Origin of the sequence: Clostridium gasigenes (assembly GCF_900104115.1) — a bacterium.
Lineage (GTDB): Bacteria > Bacillota > Clostridia > Clostridiales > Clostridiaceae > Clostridium > Clostridium gasigenes.
In genome coordinates, this window is record NZ_FNJM01000001.1 from 950,251 (window position 1) to 974,305 (window position 24,055).

Below are 24,055 nucleotides of genomic sequence, written 5' to 3' on the forward strand. Positions count from 1 at the left end.
ACTATCTCCTCCTTTTATTATTTAATATATTTTACATTACTGTTAAATTATATAGTATAAATGCAAAACAATACAATATGTATTGTTTTGCATTTATATTTATTTTTTGCATTTCATTTTCAAAAAAATACAGTCATCCTGTTTTTTCTACAAGCTAACTGTGTTTTTAATTGAATATTCAGCATATTTAAAATCATAAATATCATCTATATCAATAGACGATGCTTTGTCCATTATATATGGGTAGCATTTCTCTTTATAAAAGCTTTTATATTTCATAAAATATTTTATGCCACATATATAAATAGCACCATTTATTCTATATTCTTTTTCTATATCTTGCCTTCTTACCTTTTTCAAGTCATAAAAATCTAATGTGTTATTAGATTTTATTTTTGTATTTATATTTGACGGATGATCTAGTTCACATATGCTAACAACTGCGTTCCCACTATTATTTAATAATATATCTACACTTTCTAATATATTTTTTTCATTTCTCAAAGGTGAAGTTGGTTGCAGAAGTATAAAATAATCATAGGTCTTTCCCACACTAGCTAAAGTTTCTAAAACATAAGTTATTACATCTATTGTAGATGTATCATCTTCTGAAAGTTTATTTGGTCTAAGAAATGGAGTTTCTGCACCATATTTATTTCCTATTTTTGCATATTCCTTCGAGTTTGTAGATAATATTATATTATCAAATATATTTGATTTCATTGCTGATTCTACCGTATATGCAAGTAGCGGTTTACCATCTAATTCCATAATATTTTTATCTTTCAATCCCTTTGACCCACTTCTAGCAGGAATTATAGCTAAAAAGCTTTTACCTTTAAACATTACTTCTCCTTATACTTTTAATTTTTCTATTGCATTTTCCATAGCTTCAAACTCACCTATATCTAGCCAATTATTTTCTGAAATTGGATATATTCCTACCACTTCTCCCATTTTTAAAACTTTAGTTATTAACTCTGGCATATCAAAATAAGTATTATCTGGAATATACTTTATAACCTCAGATTCCAATAAATACATTCCTGTATTAACCAAAAATTCTTGCTTTGGTTTTTCATTTAAGCCTTTAATTTCTCCATTTTCATTTAACTCTAATACACCATATGGTATAACATAATTTTTAAGGACAGCTACAACAGTTATTTTATATTTATTAACCTTATGATATTCTAAAATTTTAGAATAATTTGCTTCAACTAATATATCACAGTTTGTTACAAAAAATCTTTCTTTTAAAATATCATCTAGTAGTTTTAAACTCCCTGCAGTACCTAAGGGCTTATCCTCTTCTATAAAAGAAATTTTATATGGATTAACCTGATTAAAATAAGCTTTTATTATATCTTTTTTATAATTTAAAGTAAGATAGTAGTCATTAAATCCATATTCTATAAAATTATTTATTATCCTCTCTATTATAGGTATGTCTACTATTGGAATTAGCCCCTTTGGAATAATGTCTGTATAAGGCTTTAGCCGTGTCCCTTTTCCCCCTGCCATAATTACTATAGGTATATTACTGGTATTATTATAGCTAAAACGCTTATAAAAAAAATCACTCCAAAAAACTACGTCTAAAACTTCCTGATTGTTATTTACAATAGGTATTGCTTCAATACTTTTTTCCATCATAATTTTATTTGCTCTATTAATATTTTCTAATGTTAGAACTATTGGTTTAGTATTCATTATTAATTCTACACTTGAAGCTATATTTCCATTTTTTAATATCCACCGTCTAATATCACCATCAGTAATTACGCCAATTAGCTTTTTTTCTTTAACTATTAGCAATATTTTTTTTGCACCTTTATCAAGTTTTTCTATTGCATCTCTAATTGAAGTTTCTATATTTATTATTATTTTACTTACGTCCATAAGATTATTATTAACCTCCCTATAGCTTGCTTACTATATATAGTATATCTTTATTAGTAAGATTGGTACTACATGGTATATTTAATGTTCTTTCTAAATAATAATTTGCTTTTTCTATTTTAAAGGTTTGGTTATTCTTATATGGACGCTGAGTATGAATTAGTCCCCATATTGGCCTTGTTTGAACACCACTTCTTTGCATATGCTTCAAAAGTTCATCCCTTTCTATAGAATATCCTTCTAATATTAAAGAATAAAACCAGTAGTTATTTCTTGCTGTTTTATTAAACTCTAGTAATCTTAATCCTGGAATTTTATCTATATGTTCTTTATATATTTTATAATTATTTATTTTACACGAAATAAATTCTTCTATAGATTCCATTTGAGCAAGCCCAATTGCAGCCTGTAAATTTGTCATTCTGTAGTTATACCCTATTTCATTATGAATATAATACACTTCATCATCCTTTGCTTGTGTAGATAAATATCTAGCTTTACTTATAAGTTCTTTACTTCTACCAACTAGCAACCCACCTCCACCAGTTGTTAATATTTTATTACCATTAAAAGAAAATGCCCCAAAATCACCTACAGTTCCTGCATACTTACCTTTATATTTCCCTTCAGTATAATAACTTCCAAGGGCCTCGGTTGCATCTTCTATTAATTTCAAATTATATTTATCGGCTAATTCTTTTATTTCAGATATTTTAGCCATATTTCCAAAAACATGTACCACCATTATTGCCTTAATTATTTTTGATGTTGCTTTATTTTTAAGGCCTTTTTCTGATAGTTCACATTCTTCTTTTAAAAAGCTTTCTAATTTATTTACATCCATATTTAAACTATCATCACAATCCATAAAAATAGGTTCAGCACCTAAGTACTTTATTGGGTTAACTGTTGCAATAAATGTTAATGTTGGTACAATAACCTCATCTCCTAGTAAAACATCACATAACCTTAAAGCTAAATGTATTGATGCCGTACCACTTTGTGTTGCAACTGCATCCTCAACTTTTAAGTAATCCATTAATGATTTTTCAAATTTAGTAACATATTGTCCTGATGTTGATACCCATTGAGTTTTAATTGCATCTGTTGCATATATTATCTCATTTCCTTTTAAACTCGGAAGTGATAATGGTATCATTGCTTCTCCTCCTTATTTTCAATAAATATCTATATATATTTTTTTTATTCATCTATTAATTCATCTGCTTTGTAATTTTTTTTTGCTTTACTACCCAAGTATATATCCCACTGTTTAGGACTTATACCTGTCCCTGGTCTTTTTACCCCTAAATTTTCACTTGTGAAGTATTCACCAATTTTTATATCTTTTAATGATACTAAGCTCTTTCTTGCATATGTTGAAACTATTCTTTCAGATTCTGTTGGTATTTTTGTATTATTTCCTAATGCTTTTTCAATATTTCTAATTTTACTAACTAACTCTTTTAATTCATGTGGTTCTATACTTGCTTTATGGTCTGGACCATCCATTTCCTTACTTAGTGTAAAATGCTTTTCAATAACTTTAGCTCCTAATGCAACTGCTGCAATTGCTACTTCTGATCCATTAGTATGATCTGAATACCCTATATCAACATTAAATTTTTCTTCTAAAGTTTTCATTGCCATAAGATTTACATTTTCCATAGCTGTTGGATAGTTTGATGTACAGTGTAATAATGTAATGTCTTTTGCACCTGCCCGTATTAAAACTTCCATTGCGAACTCTACATCTCCTAAATTACTCATACCTGTTGAAAGTATTATTTTCTTATTTAAAGAGCCTATTTTTTTTAAATATGGTAGGTTTTCTATTTCACTAGATGGAATTTTATAAATTTCTAAATTTAAATTCTTTAATAACTCAATACTCTCTAAATCAAATGGTGATGATAGAAATTTTATTCCTACTTTATCACAATAGACTTTCAATTCTTTATGATTTTCTATGCTTAACTCTAATTTTTTCAACATTTCATATTGAGTTAATTCTCCACCTTGATTTTCTTTTTGATAACTAGCTCTTTCTGCAACTTTAGTTACAATATTTTCTGATTTAAAGCTTTGAAATTTCACTCCATCAGCACCTGAATCTAATGCTATATCTACTAATTTCTTTGCTATTTCTATACTCCCATTATGATTTACACCAGCTTCAGCTATAATAAATACTTTACTCATTTTTAAACTCCTTTGCTGGGTTTCCTGCTACCCTTATGCTATTAGTTAAATTTTTCAATACAACAGATCCTGCTCCAACCATTACATTTTTACCAATATTTATTCCTTGTAAAATAGTAGCATTGGTTCCGATGTGAGAATCATCTCCAATATTCACCCCTCCGCAAACAACTGCTGCTGTAGCTACATGAACAAATTTCCCAACATTACAATCATGCTCTATAATAGCTTTTGTATTTATAATTGAAAAATCGCCTATTTCTGCACCAGCATTAACAACTGCCCCTTTTCCTATAAAAATACCCTCTCCTAATTTGCTATACATAGAAATATTAGCACTTTTATCAATAATATTTGGATATTTAAAACCTATTAGTTGTAAATTTTTATATATTTTTCTTCTAGTTGTTGTATTTCCAATGCTTCCAATAGAAATAAAGGCGTTAGTTATGCCTTTATAATATAGTTCTTTTAGCATATTATCTGATCCTACAACCATAGTTCCCATAATTATTTCCCCAATCTTACTTGGATCTAATATACAAGCTATCTCAAATTTATCTCTTATAGAATCCATAACACTTTTGCAGTGACCACCTGCACCTATTAAAATAATTTTTTCCAAAATTAAACTTCACCACCAAATAGTATTAAATTAAATTTAAATATTATATAAGTTAGTTTTATATTTTGATAAATGCCCATCTTTTTTAAACCACTCAATAGTCTTTAATAAACCTTGTTCCAAGCTATATTCACTTTGCCAAGATGTTAATTCTTTTAATTTTTTATTTGAACCTAAAAGTCTATTAACTTCACTTTTTTCAGGTCTAATCCTAGTATTATCTTCTAATATAATTGCATTTGGATTAATAATATTTATTAGTTTTTTCACTAAATCTTCTATTGATATTTCAATACCTGAGGCAATATTTATTTCCTCTCCTATTGTTTTGTTACTTTTCCATATTTCTTCAAATCCTTTAACTGTATCTAATACAAAGTTAAAGTCTCTAGTTGGATTTAATGAGCCTAAATTTATTTCATTTACTCCAGATAACAATTGAGTAATTATAGTTGGGATTATTGCTCTTGCCGATTGCCTTGGCCCATAGGTATTAAAAGGTCTTACTATTGTAACAGGAAGTGAAAAGCTTCTATAAAATGATTCAGCTAACTTATCTGCTCCTATTTTAGAAGCTGAATATGGTGATTGGCCTTGAAATTGGTGATTTTCATCAATTGGTATATATTTAGCTGTTCCATATACCTCCGATGTTGATGTTATTAAAACCCTATCTACATTTAAGTCTCTAGATGCCTGAAGTACATTTAATGTGCCTTTTATATTTGTATCAATATAAGAATCTGGGGAATGATAACTAAATGGACTTCCTATTAAAGCTGCTAAATGAAAAATATCACTTACACCTTTTACTGCTTCTCTAACACCATTTGTATCTCTAATATCCCCTGAAAATATTTCTATTTCATTTAAAATATCCTTTTCTAAAGTATCAAGCCATCCCCAGGTATTAAATGAGTTATAATAAGTAAATGCTTTAACTTTATAGCCCTTCTTAACTAGATTTTCTACTAGATGACTTCCAATAAATCCATCTGCACCTGTTACTAATATTTTTTTCAAATCTACTCCCCCTATAATGAAAAAGAAACTGTTTCCAGTTTCTATATATAATTTTAAAAATTACTCTATTAAATTATCAACTACTACAACCTTATATATAAGATTCCTATTATATATTACAAATAAAAATTCTCCACATTCATTTGTTTTACTAATAGACAAGCACTGTAATTTTCTATATCTGCATTTTTTACATTTAGGATGGTTCCTATAATAGCATCCTAAAGGACAAATGCATTGTAATACTACATTTACTCCACTAGCTGGACATCCATTTTCATATATTACAGTCCCTACTAATACTAGCTGACCTCCATTAAACCTATATTTATAATTATTCATATTTCCACCTAATTATTTTTTAAAACAGAATATACTCTTAACATATAATATATATTTTTACCTTTTTTAACACATATATTATACGCACCTTCATTATTAGTTGTTGTATATCCTAGCTTAGTTACTTTGTATGGATTATAATTACAATCTATTTTACTTGCTTCAATTACTGCATTTTTTATATATCTCCCCTTTGAATCTAAAACCTTTCCCCATAGCAAAGCTTTATTCTGGCTTCTGATTACAATAGTTTTTCTAACTACATTTTTGCAGTTATATTCTTTTGGCTTTAAAACGCATCCTCCATAATATGACACTATATCACATCCTATTTATTTCACTAAAGGAGAGTATACAATAAATTCATAAATCATATTACATAAGGGAAGTATGCTAAAAGCATATTCCCCATTTCTATCCGTATAGGTACAACCTAAAACAGTTCTTTTAGAATCATATATGTTAACCTGAACCACTTCAATTGATGCACCTTTTGTAGGTACTCCTTTTCTTGTAGTAACAACACCTTTAATAATTGTTCTTTTATTTTCAATAATAAATGTGCAATTATTATTTTGACTTAATGAATCTGATGACACTACAATATAATTATTTTTATTTATTGATTTCATACTTCTGCCCTACTCTTTATTTTCATCGTCCTTTGAGATTATGGTTACTAACATAACCCCATCTGTAACATCATCGGATTTTATTTTACTTCCTTGTATTTCTTTACCATTAACATTCATTTTTCCAACTGGGATATCCTTGTATATTTGCCCATTTATTTCTTTACTCATAATATCCTCCTTAAAATATAACGTTTAATTTATACTATGATACTTATTAAAATTCGCTACCTCTTCTTTTACTATTTTTTGTACATCTTCTAACATCTTCTTCATATCTTTAAAATATCCTAGAAGACATTTACTTTGATATTTCATATTTGATGTTAATCTTTCATAATCCTTTACATCCATTCTAAACCTTTCCCTTTTAATATTAGATGTGAAATTATTAAAATAACCACCTAAAAATATACTTTTTTTAGAATTTTCAAAGTTTATTATTTTACTAAAGCAGTCCATAAACTCTATAAAATCCTTATCCTCATTATCTATATCAACTAATGATTTGTTTTCATGACATTCTTGTAACAATGTACATTTCTCAATTCCATATTTTGCTTCTTCAATGTAAAAACTTATGAACTCAGTAATATCATTAATAATTTCATCTCTATTTATTTTCATATTATATATTGGTTTAAAATTATATTTACTTGCATTAAATATATTAGTTTTAAATAGATCATCAAAATCCATATGAATAGTACCTTCTATCATTGCACCATTAGATACATTTATATATTCTACTTCATTAATTCTCTTATCTCCTTTAATATAATCTTGGAGAGTTTCTCTAAAACTATTTAATGTGGCATTGGTTTTAACCTCATTCCCATTTACATCTTTCACAAGCTCTGTGGCCTCATAATTTATACTCTTATCTAAGTTGAAAGTAGCCTCTTTTGCATGGTGCTTTTCATTAGTATACGCTAAGTCTTGTCCTGCAAAAATTATCGGGTTACAAGCTAGAGTTCGTGCTACATCTACTGCTGTATGAGCTACAGAGCCACCTAAATATATAGATTTTAAGGTATTTAACTCTTCTACAACTTTAGATAATATAGATGACAAATAAATTTTTTCACCTTTATATTCAGAAAGTATTTTTCTGTTGCTGTATTCATAAAAAGCTAATGGTATATCGCTATTTATATATTCACTAATCATTTCATAATTTTCATCTACTGGGTCAATAGTCACTATAAGATTTGGGTTTATTCCATTTTCAATAAGAGCTTTTAATGTTCTACTTCCTGCTACAACTAGATAATTTTTCAAAGCTTCTTTGTTTCTAACCATAGATTTTATATTTTCTTCTAATGACGGACCTGCGGATACGATTATAGCAGGAACATCTTTATACCTTCCTTTTATTTTATCAATTGAAGTTGATTTATTTATAATATCTAAGTTCCAAATTAAATTTCTAATAAACACTTCTCCAAATCGATTTGAAAGAACCATAAACGATAATGAATCAACAAATAAATAATCTAATGCCTGTGTTAATACTTCTGCTTCCTCTTTATATATCTCTTCATAGTTTCCAAAGAATTGAAGATATAAATTATCAAAATTTAAAGGATTTATAAATAAAGATAATTGTTCTTTAACCTTTTCTTTTTCAAATAAAATTAACTTTATTTTGTTATGAGTTAAATTTATAACTTTGTTTTCCTCAAATACATCTTTATTGGGTTCATAAATTATTACTCTATTTTGCTCGCAAATATTTTTTTTAAGCTCATTTAGATATTCTGCTGTATCTATACCAAAAATTATTATAAGAGAATTAAATTTTAAACCATCTAATTCCTTTATTAAATTGTCTATATCTTCTTTATAATTTTCTTTGTTTGCTAAAAAATACTCTTCACTATTTTTTTTTATTTTATAAACATATTTTCCATCTAATGTTTTACATTTTTTCATAGAATCCTCTCTTTTTTTAAAGAGATGTGAAGTTGTCACATCTCTTTAATTTAATTATTATTTAGAATAGAACCTAATATCATAAGCAGTATTTGCTTTTACAGTTATTCCAAATTGTCCGTTTTGATCTGTAAATGTTGTATAATCTGGAGCATCTACATCTGGATCTTTTGCATCTGACCAAATTAAAATAGCTCCACTTGCTAATGCTGCACCAGTTGGTGTTAATGCTGATCCCTTTATTAATGCTAACACCCATAAAGATGTTGATGCATTTTTAGCATTTACTATACCTGATTTTGTACTTGCTGCACTAATAGTTACATTCTTTGGTTTATAATTAGCCATTTAATTTTCCTCCTTTGAAAATAATTTTTTTCATCCTTATATATAGTATTCTTAACTATATATTTAGTTCATTATTTCTTTAACAATACGCAGTAATTCTATACCCATATGAAATTTTGTATGGGAGTGATATTCCATAAGACCCATCTAGCAAAGTAAATGTTACCCCAGTACATACATCCCTATATGGAATATAAGATTCATCAAACACTGTAATTTCTACTGCTGCTTTAGGTATTGGTTCTCCAAATATATTTACTACTCGTCCCTTTAAAAGTGTACGACCTTCATTAATTTGAGAAGCAAAATTAAAATTTAATTCTTTCACTTCGTTATTATATAATTCTATTCCACTTATCATTTTCCTTATAACAGCACACATATTTTCACCTCATTAGGCATTCTTAAAAAAATAATTAACTAGAAGCTTTATAATTTATTTTTTAAGAATGCCTTACTTTAAATTTAATATTCCTCTTTTAATATATATTCAATAAGACCATTCCAACTACTTTTTATATGCTTAAAATATATCTCCTTAGTCTTATCCTTATATTTTTCATATAATTCTTTTTCTTTAATAAGTTTATTAACAAGTATTTTCATTTCAATATAATCATTCACTTTAAATTCATCTGTTAAATATATTGCAACATCTCCAACATCAGTTGAAATAACTGGTATATTTGTTTTTATAGCAACAACTGAACTTAATCCACCACCAAATCTTATAGGATTTAAATACAAATTTGATAGTTCTATGGCTGATACTAGATTCTGCGCATAGGATATATTATATATTTTGTTATATATCTTTGGATCTACCTTGCCTTTAATACTTTCTTTATCAAAAGATCCTATAAAAATTAGAGCTGCACTTTTATTTTCAGCTAATATATCCTCACATAATTTCAAGAACTCTTTAGTTACTTCTGCATTTAACCTATTACCCACTATAGATATTAAAAAAGTATCTTCTGATATTTCTAACTCTTTTCTTGTGTATTTATTTTCGCTATTATCACTTATCATAATATCTGACATTGATATAGGAATTTCTAATGAATATTGATATTCATTAATTTTAGTTTTGGTAATACTATTTACTTCACCTGTATTAACTAAATACTTACCTTGTGATATTGGTAATTCACCACTTATTGCTATTGTATAAGTATTTGTAAATCTATTAGATAAATCTGATAATATACTAGATCCCCCTATAGAAATAATAAATTTAGGATTTAATTTATTTATTGATTGGAGCATTTCCTCTATTCTTTTTATAACTTTTGTATCTTTACCCCCTTGGTCATAATAAATTTCACATCTATTAATATCTTCCTCTAACATAACCCAATTTAAAATATCATCACCATAATCCTCTATATAATTTGCTACTAAGGGATTATAATAATAGTATTCTATTGAAGTTGGCATCTCTCTAGAATTAAATATATAAATTTTTTCTATTCCTGTGAAATTGTCATTTATAGTTTTTGCAATAGATAACAGAACTTTAGTTGGAGAATTATCATTAGCTAAAAATTGATTTGTTATAAATACTGCTATTTTTTCATCTTTAGCCTTTTCTTCTTTTATTAGTGGTACTTTTATACTATTTTTCATTTCAATAGTTCTTAATATATATGAATATATCTCATTTAATCTAATACTATCTTTCGCTTCTATATTTATAAACGCCTGTCTTACTAACTGCCAATATAAATATATTTTTGCTTTAATATTAACACTCTCATTAGTTATTATATTTTTAATTAAACCTAAACATCTTACATCTTTATAAAAGTAATAGTATTGTGAAATTGAAAACACAACTAGATTCAAAGTATTTTCATTTTTAAAATCTATATTTTCCACTCCAAATCTTAATAAATCTCTACATAATTTCATATTACTAATTAATTTTTTATTGTACATTACTAATTTCTTTTCAGATTTTTTCATTTTACATATATTCATTTTTCAACCTACTTATTAATTATTTCATTTTCTCATATACCTGTGATTAACTAGATGCACCATATCCTTCAATAAAAAGTAATATTCCTCTTTCATTATATATATTCAATTCTCCTTTAAATCTCTAATTTTTCTAGCCGGTACGCCTGCATACACACTATAAGGTTCAATATCAATAGTTACTACACTCCCAGCCCCAACTATTGAACATTTCCCTATAGTTATGCCTGGCATTATAGTTGCATTTGCACCTATCCACACCTCATCTTCAACTATAATAATTCCTTCTTTTGTCAAAACATCTTTTACATATTGTATTTCATTTATCTCTTTCCCATTGTTAGCTTCAGATTTACAAATAAATACTACATTTGGTGCTATTGATACATTATCTCCAATGTATAAACATATACTTTTTCCAGTTCTAATAACTGTTAGCCCTAAATTTGCCAGAGTATTCTCACCCATTCTAACTCCTAACTTTTCATAATATTGCTTTCTTAGATATGGATCTGGATGATAAAAAGCTATTATCTTTATAAATCTTTCTGGCATAATATCAACATATTTTCTGCAAAATTTATATATATAATTATCTATAAACTTAAGACTTTTTTTAAAAATCATATCCTACTTCCTTTAATTAAATACTTCTTATTAAAATATATATAATGAGGAATTTTCACCACAATTAAATATTAAATCTAATACAGTAACCCCATGTGTTACAAACGATCCCTTTATCTGCTTATATTCTGGATACTTATAATCCATATACTCAAGCGCTATATTATTATTTGAAAATTTTTGTGTCACTATATAACCTTTCCCTGCTGGCCCTGATAAATAAGTTGTAGCATCTAGCTTTTTACATATTTCGATTACTTTATCATCTTTTATTCCTTTAGCATCTAAATCAACTGAATTTATAAATTCAGTTTTTATTCCTAGAACCTTTGATATTAACTTTGTTGAATAAATATTTAGTTCTGATAAGTTTGTCCACTCTCTTTTTAAATATAATTCATCTAAAATCCACTCATAATCTTTATAATACTTAGATTTACTATAATTAAGTTTAAAAGCATTATAATGTTTTCTTTGCCAATTTATATTTTTATTAATTTCTGCTTCATATATTTTCTGACCTCTTCTACCACTATTCATTATCGGTACCGTTATCCATTTTTCTTCTTTTCCTACTAATATTTTATTTCTATTTCTCCAATCATGCTCTGTATATTGAACATCTTCTAAGAATACAAAAGTATCAACCTGATTTATCATGTCAAATACACCCTTCCAGGGAATATAATTAGATTGTAAGATAGCTATTTTTCTCATAACTCCCTCCTTTCTATTTTTAAACTTGATTTATTTTTCAAAATACTTGTTTATTTTATATACTATATAATTTATACTATTTTTATCTAATCCATAATATAATGGTAATCTAACTAATCTTTCACTTTCTTTAGTTGTATAAACATCTACTCCATTAAATCTCCCAAACTTTTTTCCAGCTTTAGATGAATGTAACGGAATATAATGAAATACACTTAGTATTCCATTATTTTTCAAATAATTTATTAGTTTTGTTCTTTCTTCTAAATCTTTAACTTTTATATAAAACATATGTCCATTACTAGTACAGTCTTTTGGTATATATGGCCTCTGAATTATTTGTTTATCATTAAGATCCTGTAGTCCCTCATAATATATATTCCATGACTTTAACCTATCTTCGTTTATAGAATTCGCCTCTTCTAACTGTGCATATAAATATGCAGCATTTAGTTCACTTGGTAAATATGATGATCCAATATCAACCCATGAATATTTATCTACTTGCCCTCTAAAGAATTTACTTCTGTTTGTTCCTTTTTCTCTAATTATCTCTGCTCTTTCTATATAATCTTTATTTTTTATTAGAATTGCTCCACCCTCACCCATACTATAATTTTTAGTTTCGTGAAAACTATAACATCCAAAATCACCTATAGTTCCCAGTGCTACTCCTTTATACAACGACATAACTCCCTGAGCTGCATCCTCAACTACATATAGGTTATATTTTTTTGCTATTTCCATTATTTTATCCATTTCACAACTTATACCTGCATAATGAACAGGAATTATGACCTTAGTTTTTTCAGTTATTGCATCTTCAATTAAATTTTCATCTATATTCATAGTATCTGGTCTTATATCAACAAAAACTATTTTAGCACCTCTTAAAACAAAAGCATTTACTGTTGAAACAAATGTATATGACGGTGCAATAACTTCATCTCCTTCACATATATTACATAATAATGATGCCATTTCTAATGCATGGGTACATGATGTAGTTAACAATGCTTTATTAGTTTTAAATTTATTTTCAAACCATTCATTACATTTTTTAGTAAATGGTCCATCACCACATATAACTCTATTTTCTTTTATAGCCTTCATAATATATTCTTCTTCTCTACCTATAAATGGAGGCACATTAAAATCTATCATTCTCCACAACCTCGCTTTATTACTTATCGCCTTTACTAATTATATATCCATAATGAAAAAATAACCTTTTGGTTTAATTCCTTCTAACCCTTCATATATATACTTATAATATTTAATAAATTTTCTTTTGTTCCTTAAATGAAAGATTATAATTATATAGTTCTATATTAAATGTATTTTTTGGGAGGTTATTATGAAAAAAAAAGTATGTATCGTGACTAGTACCCGTGCCGATTATAGTTTACTTAAGCCATTAATAAGTAAATTTGATATAGCTTTAGACTTTGATTTAAATCTAGTTGTTACTGGAATGCATTTATCTTATGAATTTGGAGCAACCTATAATATTATTGAATCTGATGGCTTTAAAATAGATAAAAAAATAGAAATTCTATTAAGTTCTGATACTAAAGTTGGAATATCAAAATCAATGGGATTAGCTATTATTAGTTTTTCAGAATATTTTAATGAAACATGTCCTGATATTTTAATAGTTTTAGGTGATAGATTTGAAATTTTTGCTATAGTATCCGCAGCTAATATTGCTAATATTCCGGTTGCACATTTACATGGTGGTGAAACAACTGAAGGTGCTTATGATGAAGCATTTAGACATTGTATAACTAAAATGAGTTATCTTCATTTTACCTCTACTAAAGAGTATTCAAAAAGAGTTATTCAATTAGGAGAAAATCCTATAAGAGTATTTAATGTAGGTTCTATTGGTGTTGAAAACATTAAAACTTTACCTTTATTAAGCTTACAAGAATTAGAAAGTTGTATAGATTTTAAATTGGATTTACCTTATGGACTTATAACATATCATCCTGTAACACTTGAAAAATCAAGTCCTAAAAAGCAAGTATATGAACTACTAGATGCTTTAGCTAACTTCTCTAATATGAAATTTTTAATTACTAAAGGAAATTGTGATACAAATGGTAGAGAAATAAACAATATCCTTGAAAAGTATTCTAAAATAAACAATGAAAATTTTAAGTTCTTTACTTCATTAGGTGAAATACCTTATTTAAGTTCTATGAAATACTCTAGCCTTGTAATAGGTAATTCATCTAGTGGAATTCTTGAAGCTCCTTCTTTTAAAATACCAACTGTTAATATAGGCGATAGGCAAAAAGGACGTATTCAGGCAGAATCTATAATAAATTCTGAACCTAATTCTAGTAGTATAACTTTAGCAATAAAAAAATCATTATCACCTGAATTTAAAAATACTTTACAATCTATTGTTAACCCCTACGGTGGTGAAGATACTTGTAATAAAATAATTAATATAATTACTAAGTTCTTAAATTCAACTATTGATTTAAAAAAGACATTTTATAATATTAATTTCTAAAAACACACTATTAGGTTTAAGTGATTATATTGACATTAAATACTTTTCTTGATAAAATAACTCTTATTGTTAGTTAGTATAAGTTAACCCAAAGTTTATTTATACTAAACTTTCTTTTTAAAAAGCAATTATTTTATAGGAGGTTACATGGGAAACTCATTTTTATTAATAAAATACTTATCTATTGGTTAGAATTAAAAATTTAATTTACGGAGGACTATATTATGAAAATTGAACAATTAGGTAGACATATTTTAGTTGAGTATTACAACTGTGACAAGGATATGCTAAAAGATCATGCAATTATTGAGGAACATATGAAGCAAGCCGCTATTAAAGCAAATGCAACAATAGTTACAAGTTGCTTCCATAAATTTAATCCATGGGGAGTAAGTGGTGCTGTAATAATCCAAGAATCTCATCTTACTATCCACACTTGGCCTGAATATGGATATGCCTCAGTTGATTTATTCACTTGTGGAGACACTGTTAACCCATGGGTTGGCTTTAAATATCTTGAAGATGCTTTAAAATCTGAAAGAAGCGAATCCACAGAAATTGCTAGAGGATTAGTTGATAAAATTAAAAACTTTGGTCATGGTGCTTATGATAATATGGATATAAAATTTAAGATGGAGGAATAGATAATATGGCTAATATGGAATTATGGTACACTGAAAACCAAACTGATAACGTAAATTTTTCAATGAAGGTTAAAGAACACCTTTACTCTGCTCAAAGTGATTTTCAAAAAATAGATATTTTAAACACTTATGAATTTGGTAGAGTTCTTGTTATTGATAATTGGACAATGGTAACCGAGAAGGATGAATTTATTTATCATGAAATGATAACTCATGTAGCAATGTCTACAAATCCTGATATAAAAAATATTCTTGTAATAGGTGCTGGAGATGGTGGTACTGTAAGAGAATTAACTAGATACAATACTATAACTAACATAGATATGGTTGAAATAGATGAATTAGTTGTTAGAGCTTCACAGGAATTTTTACCATTTACAGCTAATAAACTAGAAGATCCTCGTGTTAATTTATATTTTGAGGATGGAATTAAGTTTATTTCTGGCAAAGAAAATTTATACGACTTAATTATTGTAGATTCAACTGATCCAATAGGTCCTGGAGAAGGTTTATTTACAAAAGAATTTTACACTGATTGTTTTAATGCCTTAACTGATAAAGGTATACTTATAAATCAATGTGAGAGTCCTTACTATCCAAATAATGCAACAGAAATGAGAAGATCATTTTCTAAATTAGAGGAACTATTTGATGTATGTGAGGCTTACCAATACCATATGCCAACTTATCCATCTGGTCATTGGATGTTCTGTTTTGCATCAAAAAATCTTCATCCACTAAAAGACTTTGATGCCACTAGATGGAATGCTTTAAATTTAACTACTAAATATTATAATACAGATTTACATATAGGTTGTTTTTCATTACCTACTTATGTAAAACAACTACTTAGAGATTAAAACAAATATATATACCTATATTTGCACCAGGGAATAATCACATATCCCGGTGCTTTTTTTATTAATTACCCTGAAGTTAGGTAATCCCTCTAAAACTGATTTAGGTTATTACCAATAAATATATCTTTAATTTGTAATTGAATTCCAATTGACTTATTTAATAACATAAAGTAAACTATTTTTACAAAAAGAATATTGAAGACAGTTCGTAACCATCCTGTCTATAAACAAAACTAGGGCACAACTACGGATTTTAAGTAGTTTTTTTCTTCTAGGGCTGTTTAAGCCCTTTTTTATTTGCAAAAAAACACTTTATTACTATATAGTTTCTGCCCTTCATAAATGTATGGAGGCTTAATAATGAAAAAAATAGGATTAACAACCACAGTCCCAGTAGAGGTTCTTATTGCAGCTGGATATGAACCAGTAGATCTAAATAATGTTTTTATAACCTCTTCAGATTATTCAAAATATATAGATATAGCTGAAAGAGATGGTTTCCCTAAGAGCCTATGTGCTTGGATAAAAGGCATCTACGGAGCATGTTTAGAAAATAATATTAAAGAAATAGTTGGAGTTATTGAGGGCGACTGTTCTAATACAAAAGCTCTTATTGAAGTTCTTAATTTAAAAGGAATTACTGTTTATCCATTTTCATTTCCACAAAGTCATAAAAAGGAAGACGTAGAAGTTGAAATAAGAAAATTTATGGATATATTCAGTGTTAGCCTAGAGAATGTTGAAGTTGTTAGAAAAAGACTAAATGACATTAGAAAACTAGCTAAAGAACTTGATGAGCTTACATATGTATATAACAAGGCTACTGGCTTTGAAAATCATCTATTTCAGGTAAGCTTAAGTGACTTTAATTGCGACATAAATTCTTTTGAAGCTAGCCTAAAACTAGCTATTGAGACAATTAAAAAAAGAGAACCCCTAAATAAAAAGCTAAGATTAGGCTATATAGGTGTTCCTCCTATGACTTCTGATATATACGAATTTGTTGAAAACCTAAATTCTCATTTTGTATATAATGAGGTCCAAAGAGAATTTGCTTTTCCAAGAGCAGATAAAGCTTTAGATATATTTGAGCAGTATTATGATTACACTTATCCTTATAATACTGAATTTAGAATTAAAGAATTGAAAAAGCAAATTAAAGACAGGAAATTAGATGGTATAATTCACTATACTCAAGCTTTTTGCTACAGAGCAATTGAAGATATAGTATTAAAGCAGTCGTTAGATATTCCAATATTAAATATTGAAGGCGATAAACTAAATACATTAGATGCACGAACTAAACTTAGATTAGAAGCTTTTCTTGATATGCTATTAGATTTAAAGGAGAGTCAAAAATGCGAGTATTAGGTATAGACCTTGGAAGCCGAGAAGTTAAAATTGTTTTAATGGAAGATAATAATATAATACAAAAGGAAAAAATAAGTACCATGAGTTTTTACAGAGATTACTGTAGCTTTGATGGTAAAATAATAGTAGATTTAGAAAAGCTTAATATAGGTCAAATTGATAAAGCAATATCTACAGGTTATGGAAAAAACAATACTGATTTAAAGCTTTTCAAACCTATAAATGAGCTAAAAGCCCATGTTTATGGAGCTATTTATCAAACTTCATTAAAAGATTTTATACTTTTAGATGTAGGTGGCCAAGATGTTAAGGTTATTAAAGTGGAAAAAGGACTTACTACTGATTTAGAGCTTAATGAAAAATGTGCTGCCTCTTGTGGAAGATATTTAGAAAATATGGCAAATGTGCTTGAAATATCTCTTGATGATATGAGTAAGTACTCTGAAAATCCTGTAACACTAAATTCAACTTGTGCAGTATTTTCTGAATCAGAATTAATTGGAAAAATAGCTGAGGGTGCTAGTATAGAAAGTCTTTGTGCTGGTGTTAACTACTCTCTTTATAGAAGGCTACACCCTCTTTTAAATAAATTTAAAGGCAAAAAATTAATTATAACTGGTGGTGTTGCTAATAATTCTGCAATAAAAAAATATCTTAAAAATGATTATGAAGAACTAGTATCAGTTGAAGAGCCTCAGTTTAATGGAGCAATCGGTTGTTGCTATTATGGCTTCAACTCTTCTTCACCTACTAACAATATAAGCCACTTTCAAAAAAATGATAGCTCAATTTGCTAGTCTATTTCTTTGTGGCTCTTACTATTTTAAACTAAATTTGGAGGAATAATAATGTATATTTTAAAAGCAGAACATAGCTTTGATAGCGCACATTTCCTGTCTAACTATGAAGGTAAATGTGGAAATATTCATGGGCACAGATGGAAGGTTGAAATTGAAGTACAATCAGAAACCTTAGTAAAAGGTGGACAACTTGATGGTATGGTAATAGACTTTGGAGATTTGAAAAAAGATGTTAAGTCTATGGCCGATTATTATGATCATGCATTAATTATAGAAAAAGACACTATGAGAGAAGAAACTTTAAGTTGTATAACTAAAGATGGTTTTAAAACAATAAAAGTTAATTTTAGGCCTACAGCTGAAAATTTTGCAGCATTTTTCTTTAACACAATGAAAGATAAAGGCTATAACATAAAAAGAGCTACAGTTTATGAAACCCCTACTAATAGCGCTGTATATGAAGAAAGTGAGGCTAATTAAAATGAATTTTAAGGTAGTTGAAAAATTTGTTAGTATTAATGGAGAAGGTCGCCTTTGTGGGCAATTAGCCATATTTATAAGATTTGCAGGTTGTAATTTAAACTGTAGCTATTGCGACACCACTTGGGCAAACGAAAAAAATGTTTCTTATGATTTAATGTCCTCTATGGATATATATGAATATATAAAATCCACAAAGGTTAAGAATATAACCTTAACTGGTGGAGAGCCTCTTCTTCAAAATGGAATACTAGAGTTATTAGAGGTTTTATCTAAAGATACTGAACTTAGTGTTGAAATAGAAACTAATGGAAGTGTACTTATAAATAAGTTCTGCAATATAAAAAATCCCCCAAGCTTTACTATGGATTATAAGCTTCCTTCAAGTAATATGGAGGATAAAATGGACCTAGCTAACTTTGAGTATTTAACTAAAAATGATACGGTTAAATTTGTATGTGGTAGCTTAGACGATTTAAGTAAATCCAAATATATAATAGATAAATATAACCTAATAGATAAAGCTAGCGTATATATTAGCCCTGTATTTGGTAAAATTAATATAAGTGATATGGTAGACTTTATGAAAGATAACAATATGAATAACGTAAATTTACAAATACAAATTCATAAAATCATATGGGATAAAAACAAGAGAGGTGTATAACAAATGGCAATTGATACAAAAGCAATAGAAGAACATATAAGAGGTATTTTAATAGCCTTAGGTGATAATCCAGATAGAGAAGGTCTTCAGGATACTCCTAAGCGTGTAGCTAAAATGTATGAGGACGTATTTAAGGGTATGAACTATTCTAATGATGAAATTGTAACTATGTTTAATACAACTTTTGAAGATGATTTATCTGTAAAAGGCAATCCTAATGATATAGTTTTTATGAAGGATATAGAAATCTTTAGCCACTGCGAACATCATCTAGCACTTATGTATAATATGAAGGTTTCAGTAGCCTATATCCCTAATGGAAAAGTTATTGGTCTTAGTAAAATAGCTAGAATAGCTGATATGGTAGGTAGAAAACTACAACTTCAAGAAAGAATAGGAACTGACATAGCATACATTATGCAAAAAGTAACTTGTTCAGAAGATGTAGCTGTTATTATAGAAGGCGAACATGGTTGCATGAGTACTAGAGGAATACAAAAGCCAGGTACTAAAACAGTATCAACAACTTTAAGAGGAAGATTTAATACTGATCAAATTTTGAATAATAACTTAATGATGCTTTATAGAAAATAATTTAAAATTATAATAAGGATGGTATAGATTATGAATAAAGAAAAAGCAGTAGTAGTATTTAGTGGTGGTCAAGACAGCACAACCTGTTTATTTTGGGCAAAAGAGAGGTTTAAAGAAGTTATCGCAGTGTCCTTTGATTATAATCAAAAACATAAGCTAGAATTAGAGTGTGCAAAAGCCATATGTAAAAAACATAATGTCGAGCATCATATTTTAGATTTAGCTTTATTAAATCAGCTAGCACCTAATTCATTAACTAGACAAGATATAGAGGTTGATAAGGATGCTCCTAAAGAAGGAACACCAAATTCATTTGTAGATGGAAGAAACCTCTTGTTTTTAACCTTTGTTGCAATATTTGCAAAGCAAAGAGAAATAAATACTATAATAACAGGTGTTTCTCAAAGTGATTTTAGTGGATATCCAGACTGTAGAGACGTATTCATAAAATCATTAAATGTTACATTAACCTTAGCTATGGGTTATGAGTTTGATATTCTTACTCCATTAATGTGGATCAACAAAGCAGAAACTTGGAAAATGGCAAATGATTTAGGAGTGCTTGATATTGTTAAAAAAGAAACTTTGACTTGTTACAACGGAATAATAAGTAACGGTTGTGGTGAATGCCCCGCTTGCCAATTAAGAAAAAATGGATATCTAGAATTTAAAAAAGAATATTTAAAGTAAATATTTCCCAGTAAATAATAATCAAATGCATATTATAGATATTTGATTTAAGCCCAAATAGTGTTGATTTATACTTAAAACTGGTTCTTCGTCAAATTTGTTGGTTTTAGTATAATTGTTTATAATCCTATAGTTGAATTAAACTTACTATAAGAAGAAATAAATCATACAGCTGAAACAATAGATATTACTGTTAAGTCTAAAGAGAAGGGAGCTTTCTGCTCCAAATGTGGGGCATACTCTAATAATACTCATAGTAAATATATAAGAAAGGTTTTAGATATGCCTATAATTAATAAAAAGACAATTCTTTTTATCATTTCAAGGAGATTCTATTGTAAAAATCTTGAATGTGTACAAGTGGCATTCTCAGAACAATTTCATGATATTGCAGGAAAATATAATAGAAAAACTGGTAGACTAACAAATTACTTAGTTAAATTTGTACTATCTCAAAGTGCTAATAGTTTAACTAGTTTATTTAAGGAGCTAATACCTATAAGCAGTAGCACTTTTCTTAGAATAGCTCATAATCATGAAATTGAACCTAATTATACTTCTACTACAATTGGATTAGATGATTTTTCATTTAAAAGAGGTATTACTTTCGGAACTCTAGTTTGTGATTTAGCCACTAATAAACCAATTGATTTAATTGAAATTAGGGAGCTTGATCCTGTATCTAATCCTCTTAAGAATTATACTAATGCAAGTTTAGTAAGTCGGGACAGATCCACTACATATGCTAGTGCTATTAATAATTCATTACCAGATGCTATACATGTAGCTGATAGCTTTCATATAATTCATAATTTGATGGAGGCATCTTCTGATTTCTTAAAAACATACATAGGTAAAGGTGTTAAATTTGATATAGTTAATACAAATAAAATTCAATTTAATGATGAGATAGTTGTATCAAACAGTAAATTAAATAAAGCACATATTATAGATAAAGTTAAGGAACTTCATAAGAATGAAATGGCTATAAGACAAATTTGTAGAGAAGTTGATCTCTCAAGGAATACTGTCAGAAAATATATTAACTTAGATGACCTTGAAGATACATACTCTATAGCACATGTAAAGAAATATATTTATATCATAATGAGATAATTAATCTTTTAAAACTTGGTAAAACTTGGTAAAACTTACTCCCAAATAGCCACTGAATTTAAAGAAAAGGGTTTATCTTATTCATATTCATCAATTGCTAAGTATTGTAATTACATAAAGAAAAATAATGACGGAGAAATAAAGGATATAAAAGCTAAAAGGTTAATTTCAAGATATACGTTCTTAAAATACTTTTGGGATTCTAAGAAAATTACTACTTTAAAGGAAAAAGAGTTACTAGATGAATCATTAGTAAAATATCCTCATTTAAATGAAATAAAAGTAACTATTTCAGGATTTAGGGAAATATTTAAAAATAGGAGCGTAATTTTACTTAATGAATGGTTAGATTATTATGAAAATTCTAGTATTAAGCAGATTAAAAGCTTTGTAAATGGAGTAAGAAAAGATTATCAAAGTGTTAACAATTGTGTGATTTATAGCTATAATAATGGTGTTCTTGAAGGCAACGTAAATAGATTAAAAATGATTAAAAGAACAATGTATGGACGAGCTAGTTTTCATCTTTTAAGGCAAAAAGTATTATTTAATATTAATTAAGTAATGAACTTAATTGTATATAATTCAACAAATTTGACGAAGAACCAGTTTTAATTATAAATCAACATCAATATTAATGCAACAGTAAAAGTAATCAGGTTGATTTTTAGAAATCAATCTGATATATCCCCTTACTTTGATGATTTGATTTCTTTAATTTTTATTACTATTCATTAGACAAGTCAATTTTATTTTCTAAAGTTTATTCTTACTCTCAATTATTAAATTAGCTTGCATCTTTTTTAGAAATAATATGTTTTATTAAAATTCCAAATATAATTGCCACAAATATATTGGCTAATATAATTATATATGGATATAATATTGGACTACCGAAAATATTAAAGCTCTTATAAACTTTAAACACATCATAAGTTCCTATAAGTTTTATTATTGATAAATCTACAAATGAATTTACTACATTATTTTTATATAGACCTAATATCATTAATATAAATGGTAAAATATAAATACAAAATGATGTAAAAAAAGTTGCAAGAGAAGACTTATATAAAGATGATATAAAAGTTACCATAAAACTTAGTGTTATAGCTCCAATCACCTGAAAAAGCATGTTTATTCCAAGATACTGAATCATTGTTAACATATAGGGTGAATACATAAAATCAATTTGATTTCTTATTGAGGTATTCCACCCTATAGTAGTTGTCGGTATCATTATTGCTATAAATTGTATGAAATTATAAAATATAATTGTAGAAATAGAAAATATTATAGTCGCAATTAATTTAGCTTTCACTATTTTAAATCTACCATATTTACTACTAAAAATTAAACTATCCATTCCTGATGAATACTCATTTGAAAAAATAGAAGAGGTTAAAAGTAAAATTATGATACCTATAAATAGATTTGATGTTTTTGACGTTTGACTAAAAAAATCATTCCAGCCTTTTGCAAAGTAAAACTTTGGTTCAGGTACTGAAGTTATCATTTTATAATTCTTATAGATATTTTTATACTCATATGTCTCTTCCTTACCTTTACTTTCAGAACTTTCGAATTTTGACTTTAAATTTGAAAGAGAATCCGCATTAAATTTAATATTTTCTTTATAAATATTAATGTTATTTACTGAATTATAATAATCAAAATAAAATTGTTCCTCTTTATTTTCTATTTGAAACTGGGCTCTATTTTTTATCAATGATAGTTTATCTGGATTTTTCAAGAAATATTCCCCATCAATTTCACCTTCATATTTTTTTTCTAATTGATATAACTCATCAATAGATGTAACACCTTTAATATAGCTTAATTCAGTAAAGCAGTTGCTCAATGCTGGTATAATTGCAATCACAATTATTATACATAATGCAGTTCTATTTAAAAATAATTTTTTAATCTCATATTTTAATATTCCCATAGTTACTCACTTCCTCAAATAATCA

General features: G+C 27.4%; 29 protein-coding genes. 11 read left to right on the plus strand and 18 right to left on the minus strand.

Annotated elements, in window-relative coordinates; all coding sequences use genetic code 11:
- Positions 1-147: 147 nt before the first annotated feature.
- The 17 genes from BLS77_RS04580 to rffA all read right to left on the minus strand — a co-directional run bounded on the left by BLS77_RS04580 (position 148) and on the right by rffA (position 13,500).
- Positions 148-846, minus strand: a complete 699-nt coding sequence (locus BLS77_RS04580) for an acylneuraminate cytidylyltransferase family protein (protein ID WP_089966304.1) — start codon at positions 844-846, stop codon at positions 148-150.
- A gap of 9 nt (positions 847-855) precedes the next feature.
- Complete coding sequence (locus BLS77_RS04585; protein ID WP_089966306.1) at positions 856-1,902, minus strand: nucleotidyltransferase family protein; 1,047 nt, start codon at positions 1,900-1,902, stop codon at positions 856-858.
- A gap of 19 nt (positions 1,903-1,921) precedes the next feature.
- Entirely contained in the window at positions 1,922-3,061 is a 1,140-nt protein-coding gene (locus BLS77_RS04590) for a LegC family aminotransferase (protein WP_089966308.1), read from the minus strand.
- A gap of 44 nt (positions 3,062-3,105) precedes the next feature.
- Positions 3,106-4,104: an N-acetylneuraminate synthase gene (neuB, locus tag BLS77_RS04595; protein WP_089966311.1), complete on the minus strand. Its 999-nt coding sequence runs from the start codon at positions 4,102-4,104 to the stop codon at positions 3,106-3,108.
- The gene (locus BLS77_RS04600; RefSeq protein ID WP_089966313.1) at positions 4,097-4,729 is read right to left on the minus strand and encodes an acetyltransferase; all 633 of its coding nucleotides are present in this window, start codon (positions 4,727-4,729) and stop codon (positions 4,097-4,099) included. The genes neuB and BLS77_RS04600 overlap by 8 nt, the downstream gene beginning before the upstream one ends.
- Before the next feature lie 36 nt (positions 4,730-4,765).
- Positions 4,766-5,752 carry an NAD-dependent 4,6-dehydratase LegB gene (locus BLS77_RS04605; RefSeq protein WP_089966314.1) on the minus strand — a complete coding sequence of 329 codons (987 nt, stop codon included), beginning with the start codon at positions 5,750-5,752 and terminating at the stop codon, positions 4,766-4,768.
- A 60-nt stretch (positions 5,753-5,812) separates the two neighbouring features.
- Positions 5,813-6,094 carry a hypothetical protein gene (locus tag BLS77_RS04610; RefSeq protein ID WP_089966315.1) on the minus strand — a complete coding sequence of 94 codons (282 nt, stop codon included), beginning with the start codon at positions 6,092-6,094 and terminating at the stop codon, positions 5,813-5,815.
- An 8-nt stretch (positions 6,095-6,102) separates the two neighbouring features.
- Positions 6,103-6,411 (minus strand): hypothetical protein, encoded by a 309-nt coding sequence (locus BLS77_RS04615; protein ID WP_089966317.1) that lies wholly within the window; start codon positions 6,409-6,411, stop codon positions 6,103-6,105.
- A gap of 15 nt (positions 6,412-6,426) precedes the next feature.
- Positions 6,427-6,726, minus strand: a complete 300-nt coding sequence (locus BLS77_RS04620) for a peptidase associated/transthyretin-like domain-containing protein (RefSeq protein ID WP_089966318.1) — start codon at positions 6,724-6,726, stop codon at positions 6,427-6,429.
- Between the two features lie 9 nt (positions 6,727-6,735).
- Entirely contained in the window at positions 6,736-6,897 is a 162-nt protein-coding gene (locus BLS77_RS19735; protein WP_167865186.1) for a hypothetical protein, read from the minus strand.
- Positions 6,898-6,921: 24 nt separating this feature from the next.
- Positions 6,922-8,661 (minus strand): motility associated factor glycosyltransferase family protein, encoded by a 1,740-nt coding sequence (locus tag BLS77_RS04625; protein ID WP_089966320.1) that lies wholly within the window; start codon positions 8,659-8,661, stop codon positions 6,922-6,924.
- Between the two features lie 57 nt (positions 8,662-8,718).
- The gene (locus BLS77_RS04630; RefSeq protein ID WP_089966322.1) at positions 8,719-9,009 is read right to left on the minus strand and encodes a hypothetical protein; all 291 of its coding nucleotides are present in this window, start codon (positions 9,007-9,009) and stop codon (positions 8,719-8,721) included.
- A 79-nt stretch (positions 9,010-9,088) separates the two neighbouring features.
- Complete coding sequence (locus BLS77_RS04635; protein ID WP_089966324.1) at positions 9,089-9,391, minus strand: hypothetical protein; 303 nt, start codon at positions 9,389-9,391, stop codon at positions 9,089-9,091.
- 83 nt (positions 9,392-9,474) lie between these two features.
- Positions 9,475-10,992, minus strand: coding sequence for a glycosyltransferase (locus BLS77_RS04640; protein WP_089966326.1), 1,518 nt, complete (start codon positions 10,990-10,992; stop codon positions 9,475-9,477).
- Positions 10,993-11,097: 105 nt separating this feature from the next.
- Positions 11,098-11,619, minus strand: coding sequence for an acyltransferase (locus BLS77_RS04645; RefSeq protein WP_089966328.1), 522 nt, complete (start codon positions 11,617-11,619; stop codon positions 11,098-11,100).
- A gap of 30 nt (positions 11,620-11,649) precedes the next feature.
- On the minus strand, positions 11,650-12,336 hold the full coding sequence (locus BLS77_RS04650) for a WbqC family protein (RefSeq protein ID WP_089966330.1): 687 nt from the start codon (positions 12,334-12,336) through the stop codon (positions 11,650-11,652).
- A 30-nt stretch (positions 12,337-12,366) separates the two neighbouring features.
- Positions 12,367-13,500, minus strand: coding sequence for a dTDP-4-amino-4,6-dideoxygalactose transaminase (gene rffA, locus BLS77_RS04655; protein WP_089966332.1), 1,134 nt, complete (start codon positions 13,498-13,500; stop codon positions 12,367-12,369).
- Positions 13,501-13,693: 193 nt separating this feature from the next.
- On the opposite strand from rffA, the gene neuC reads away from it, so the two are divergent.
- The 11 genes from neuC (at position 13,694) to BLS77_RS04710 (ending at position 22,643) form a co-directional block, all read left to right on the plus strand.
- Complete coding sequence (neuC, locus tag BLS77_RS04660) at positions 13,694-14,860, plus strand: UDP-N-acetylglucosamine 2-epimerase (RefSeq protein ID WP_089966334.1); 1,167 nt, start codon at positions 13,694-13,696, stop codon at positions 14,858-14,860.
- Between the two features lie 230 nt (positions 14,861-15,090).
- Entirely contained in the window at positions 15,091-15,504 is a 414-nt protein-coding gene (speD, locus tag BLS77_RS04665; RefSeq protein WP_341423414.1) for an adenosylmethionine decarboxylase, read from the plus strand.
- A gap of 14 nt (positions 15,505-15,518) precedes the next feature.
- The gene (gene speE / locus BLS77_RS04670) at positions 15,519-16,364 is read left to right on the plus strand and encodes a polyamine aminopropyltransferase (protein ID WP_089966548.1); all 846 of its coding nucleotides are present in this window, start codon (positions 15,519-15,521) and stop codon (positions 16,362-16,364) included.
- A gap of 360 nt (positions 16,365-16,724) precedes the next feature.
- Positions 16,725-17,735, plus strand: a complete 1,011-nt coding sequence (locus BLS77_RS04675) for a 2-hydroxyacyl-CoA dehydratase family protein (protein ID WP_089966337.1) — start codon at positions 16,725-16,727, stop codon at positions 17,733-17,735.
- A complete protein-coding gene (locus BLS77_RS04680; RefSeq protein ID WP_089966338.1) occupies positions 17,723-18,532 on the plus strand; it encodes an acyl-CoA dehydratase activase in 810 nt (269 codons plus the stop codon). The genes BLS77_RS04675 and BLS77_RS04680 overlap by 13 nt, the downstream gene beginning before the upstream one ends.
- Before the next feature lie 51 nt (positions 18,533-18,583).
- Positions 18,584-19,015 carry a 6-carboxytetrahydropterin synthase QueD gene (gene queD, locus BLS77_RS04685; RefSeq protein WP_089966339.1) on the plus strand — a complete coding sequence of 144 codons (432 nt, stop codon included), beginning with the start codon at positions 18,584-18,586 and terminating at the stop codon, positions 19,013-19,015.
- Between the two features lies 1 nt (position 19,016).
- The gene (gene queE, locus BLS77_RS04690; protein ID WP_089966341.1) at positions 19,017-19,682 is read left to right on the plus strand and encodes a putative 7-carboxy-7-deazaguanine synthase QueE; all 666 of its coding nucleotides are present in this window, start codon (positions 19,017-19,019) and stop codon (positions 19,680-19,682) included.
- Positions 19,683-19,685: 3 nt separating this feature from the next.
- Positions 19,686-20,276, plus strand: coding sequence for a GTP cyclohydrolase I FolE (folE, locus tag BLS77_RS04695; protein ID WP_089966343.1), 591 nt, complete (start codon positions 19,686-19,688; stop codon positions 20,274-20,276).
- 30 nt (positions 20,277-20,306) lie between these two features.
- Positions 20,307-20,966 (plus strand): 7-cyano-7-deazaguanine synthase QueC, encoded by a 660-nt coding sequence (queC, locus tag BLS77_RS04700; RefSeq protein ID WP_089966345.1) that lies wholly within the window; start codon positions 20,307-20,309, stop codon positions 20,964-20,966.
- Between the two features lie 186 nt (positions 20,967-21,152).
- A complete protein-coding gene (locus tag BLS77_RS20120) occupies positions 21,153-22,082 on the plus strand; it encodes a transposase (RefSeq protein ID WP_278336640.1) in 930 nt (309 codons plus the stop codon).
- A 15-nt stretch (positions 22,083-22,097) separates the two neighbouring features.
- Positions 22,098-22,643, plus strand: a complete 546-nt coding sequence (locus tag BLS77_RS04710; RefSeq protein WP_089966349.1) for a transposase — start codon at positions 22,098-22,100, stop codon at positions 22,641-22,643.
- Between the two features lie 226 nt (positions 22,644-22,869).
- On the opposite strand, the gene BLS77_RS04715 is transcribed toward BLS77_RS04710, so the two are convergent.
- Positions 22,870-24,030: an ABC transporter permease subunit gene (locus BLS77_RS04715; protein WP_089966351.1), complete on the minus strand. Its 1,161-nt coding sequence runs from the start codon at positions 24,028-24,030 to the stop codon at positions 22,870-22,872.
- Between the last annotated feature and the right edge of the window lie 25 nt (positions 24,031-24,055).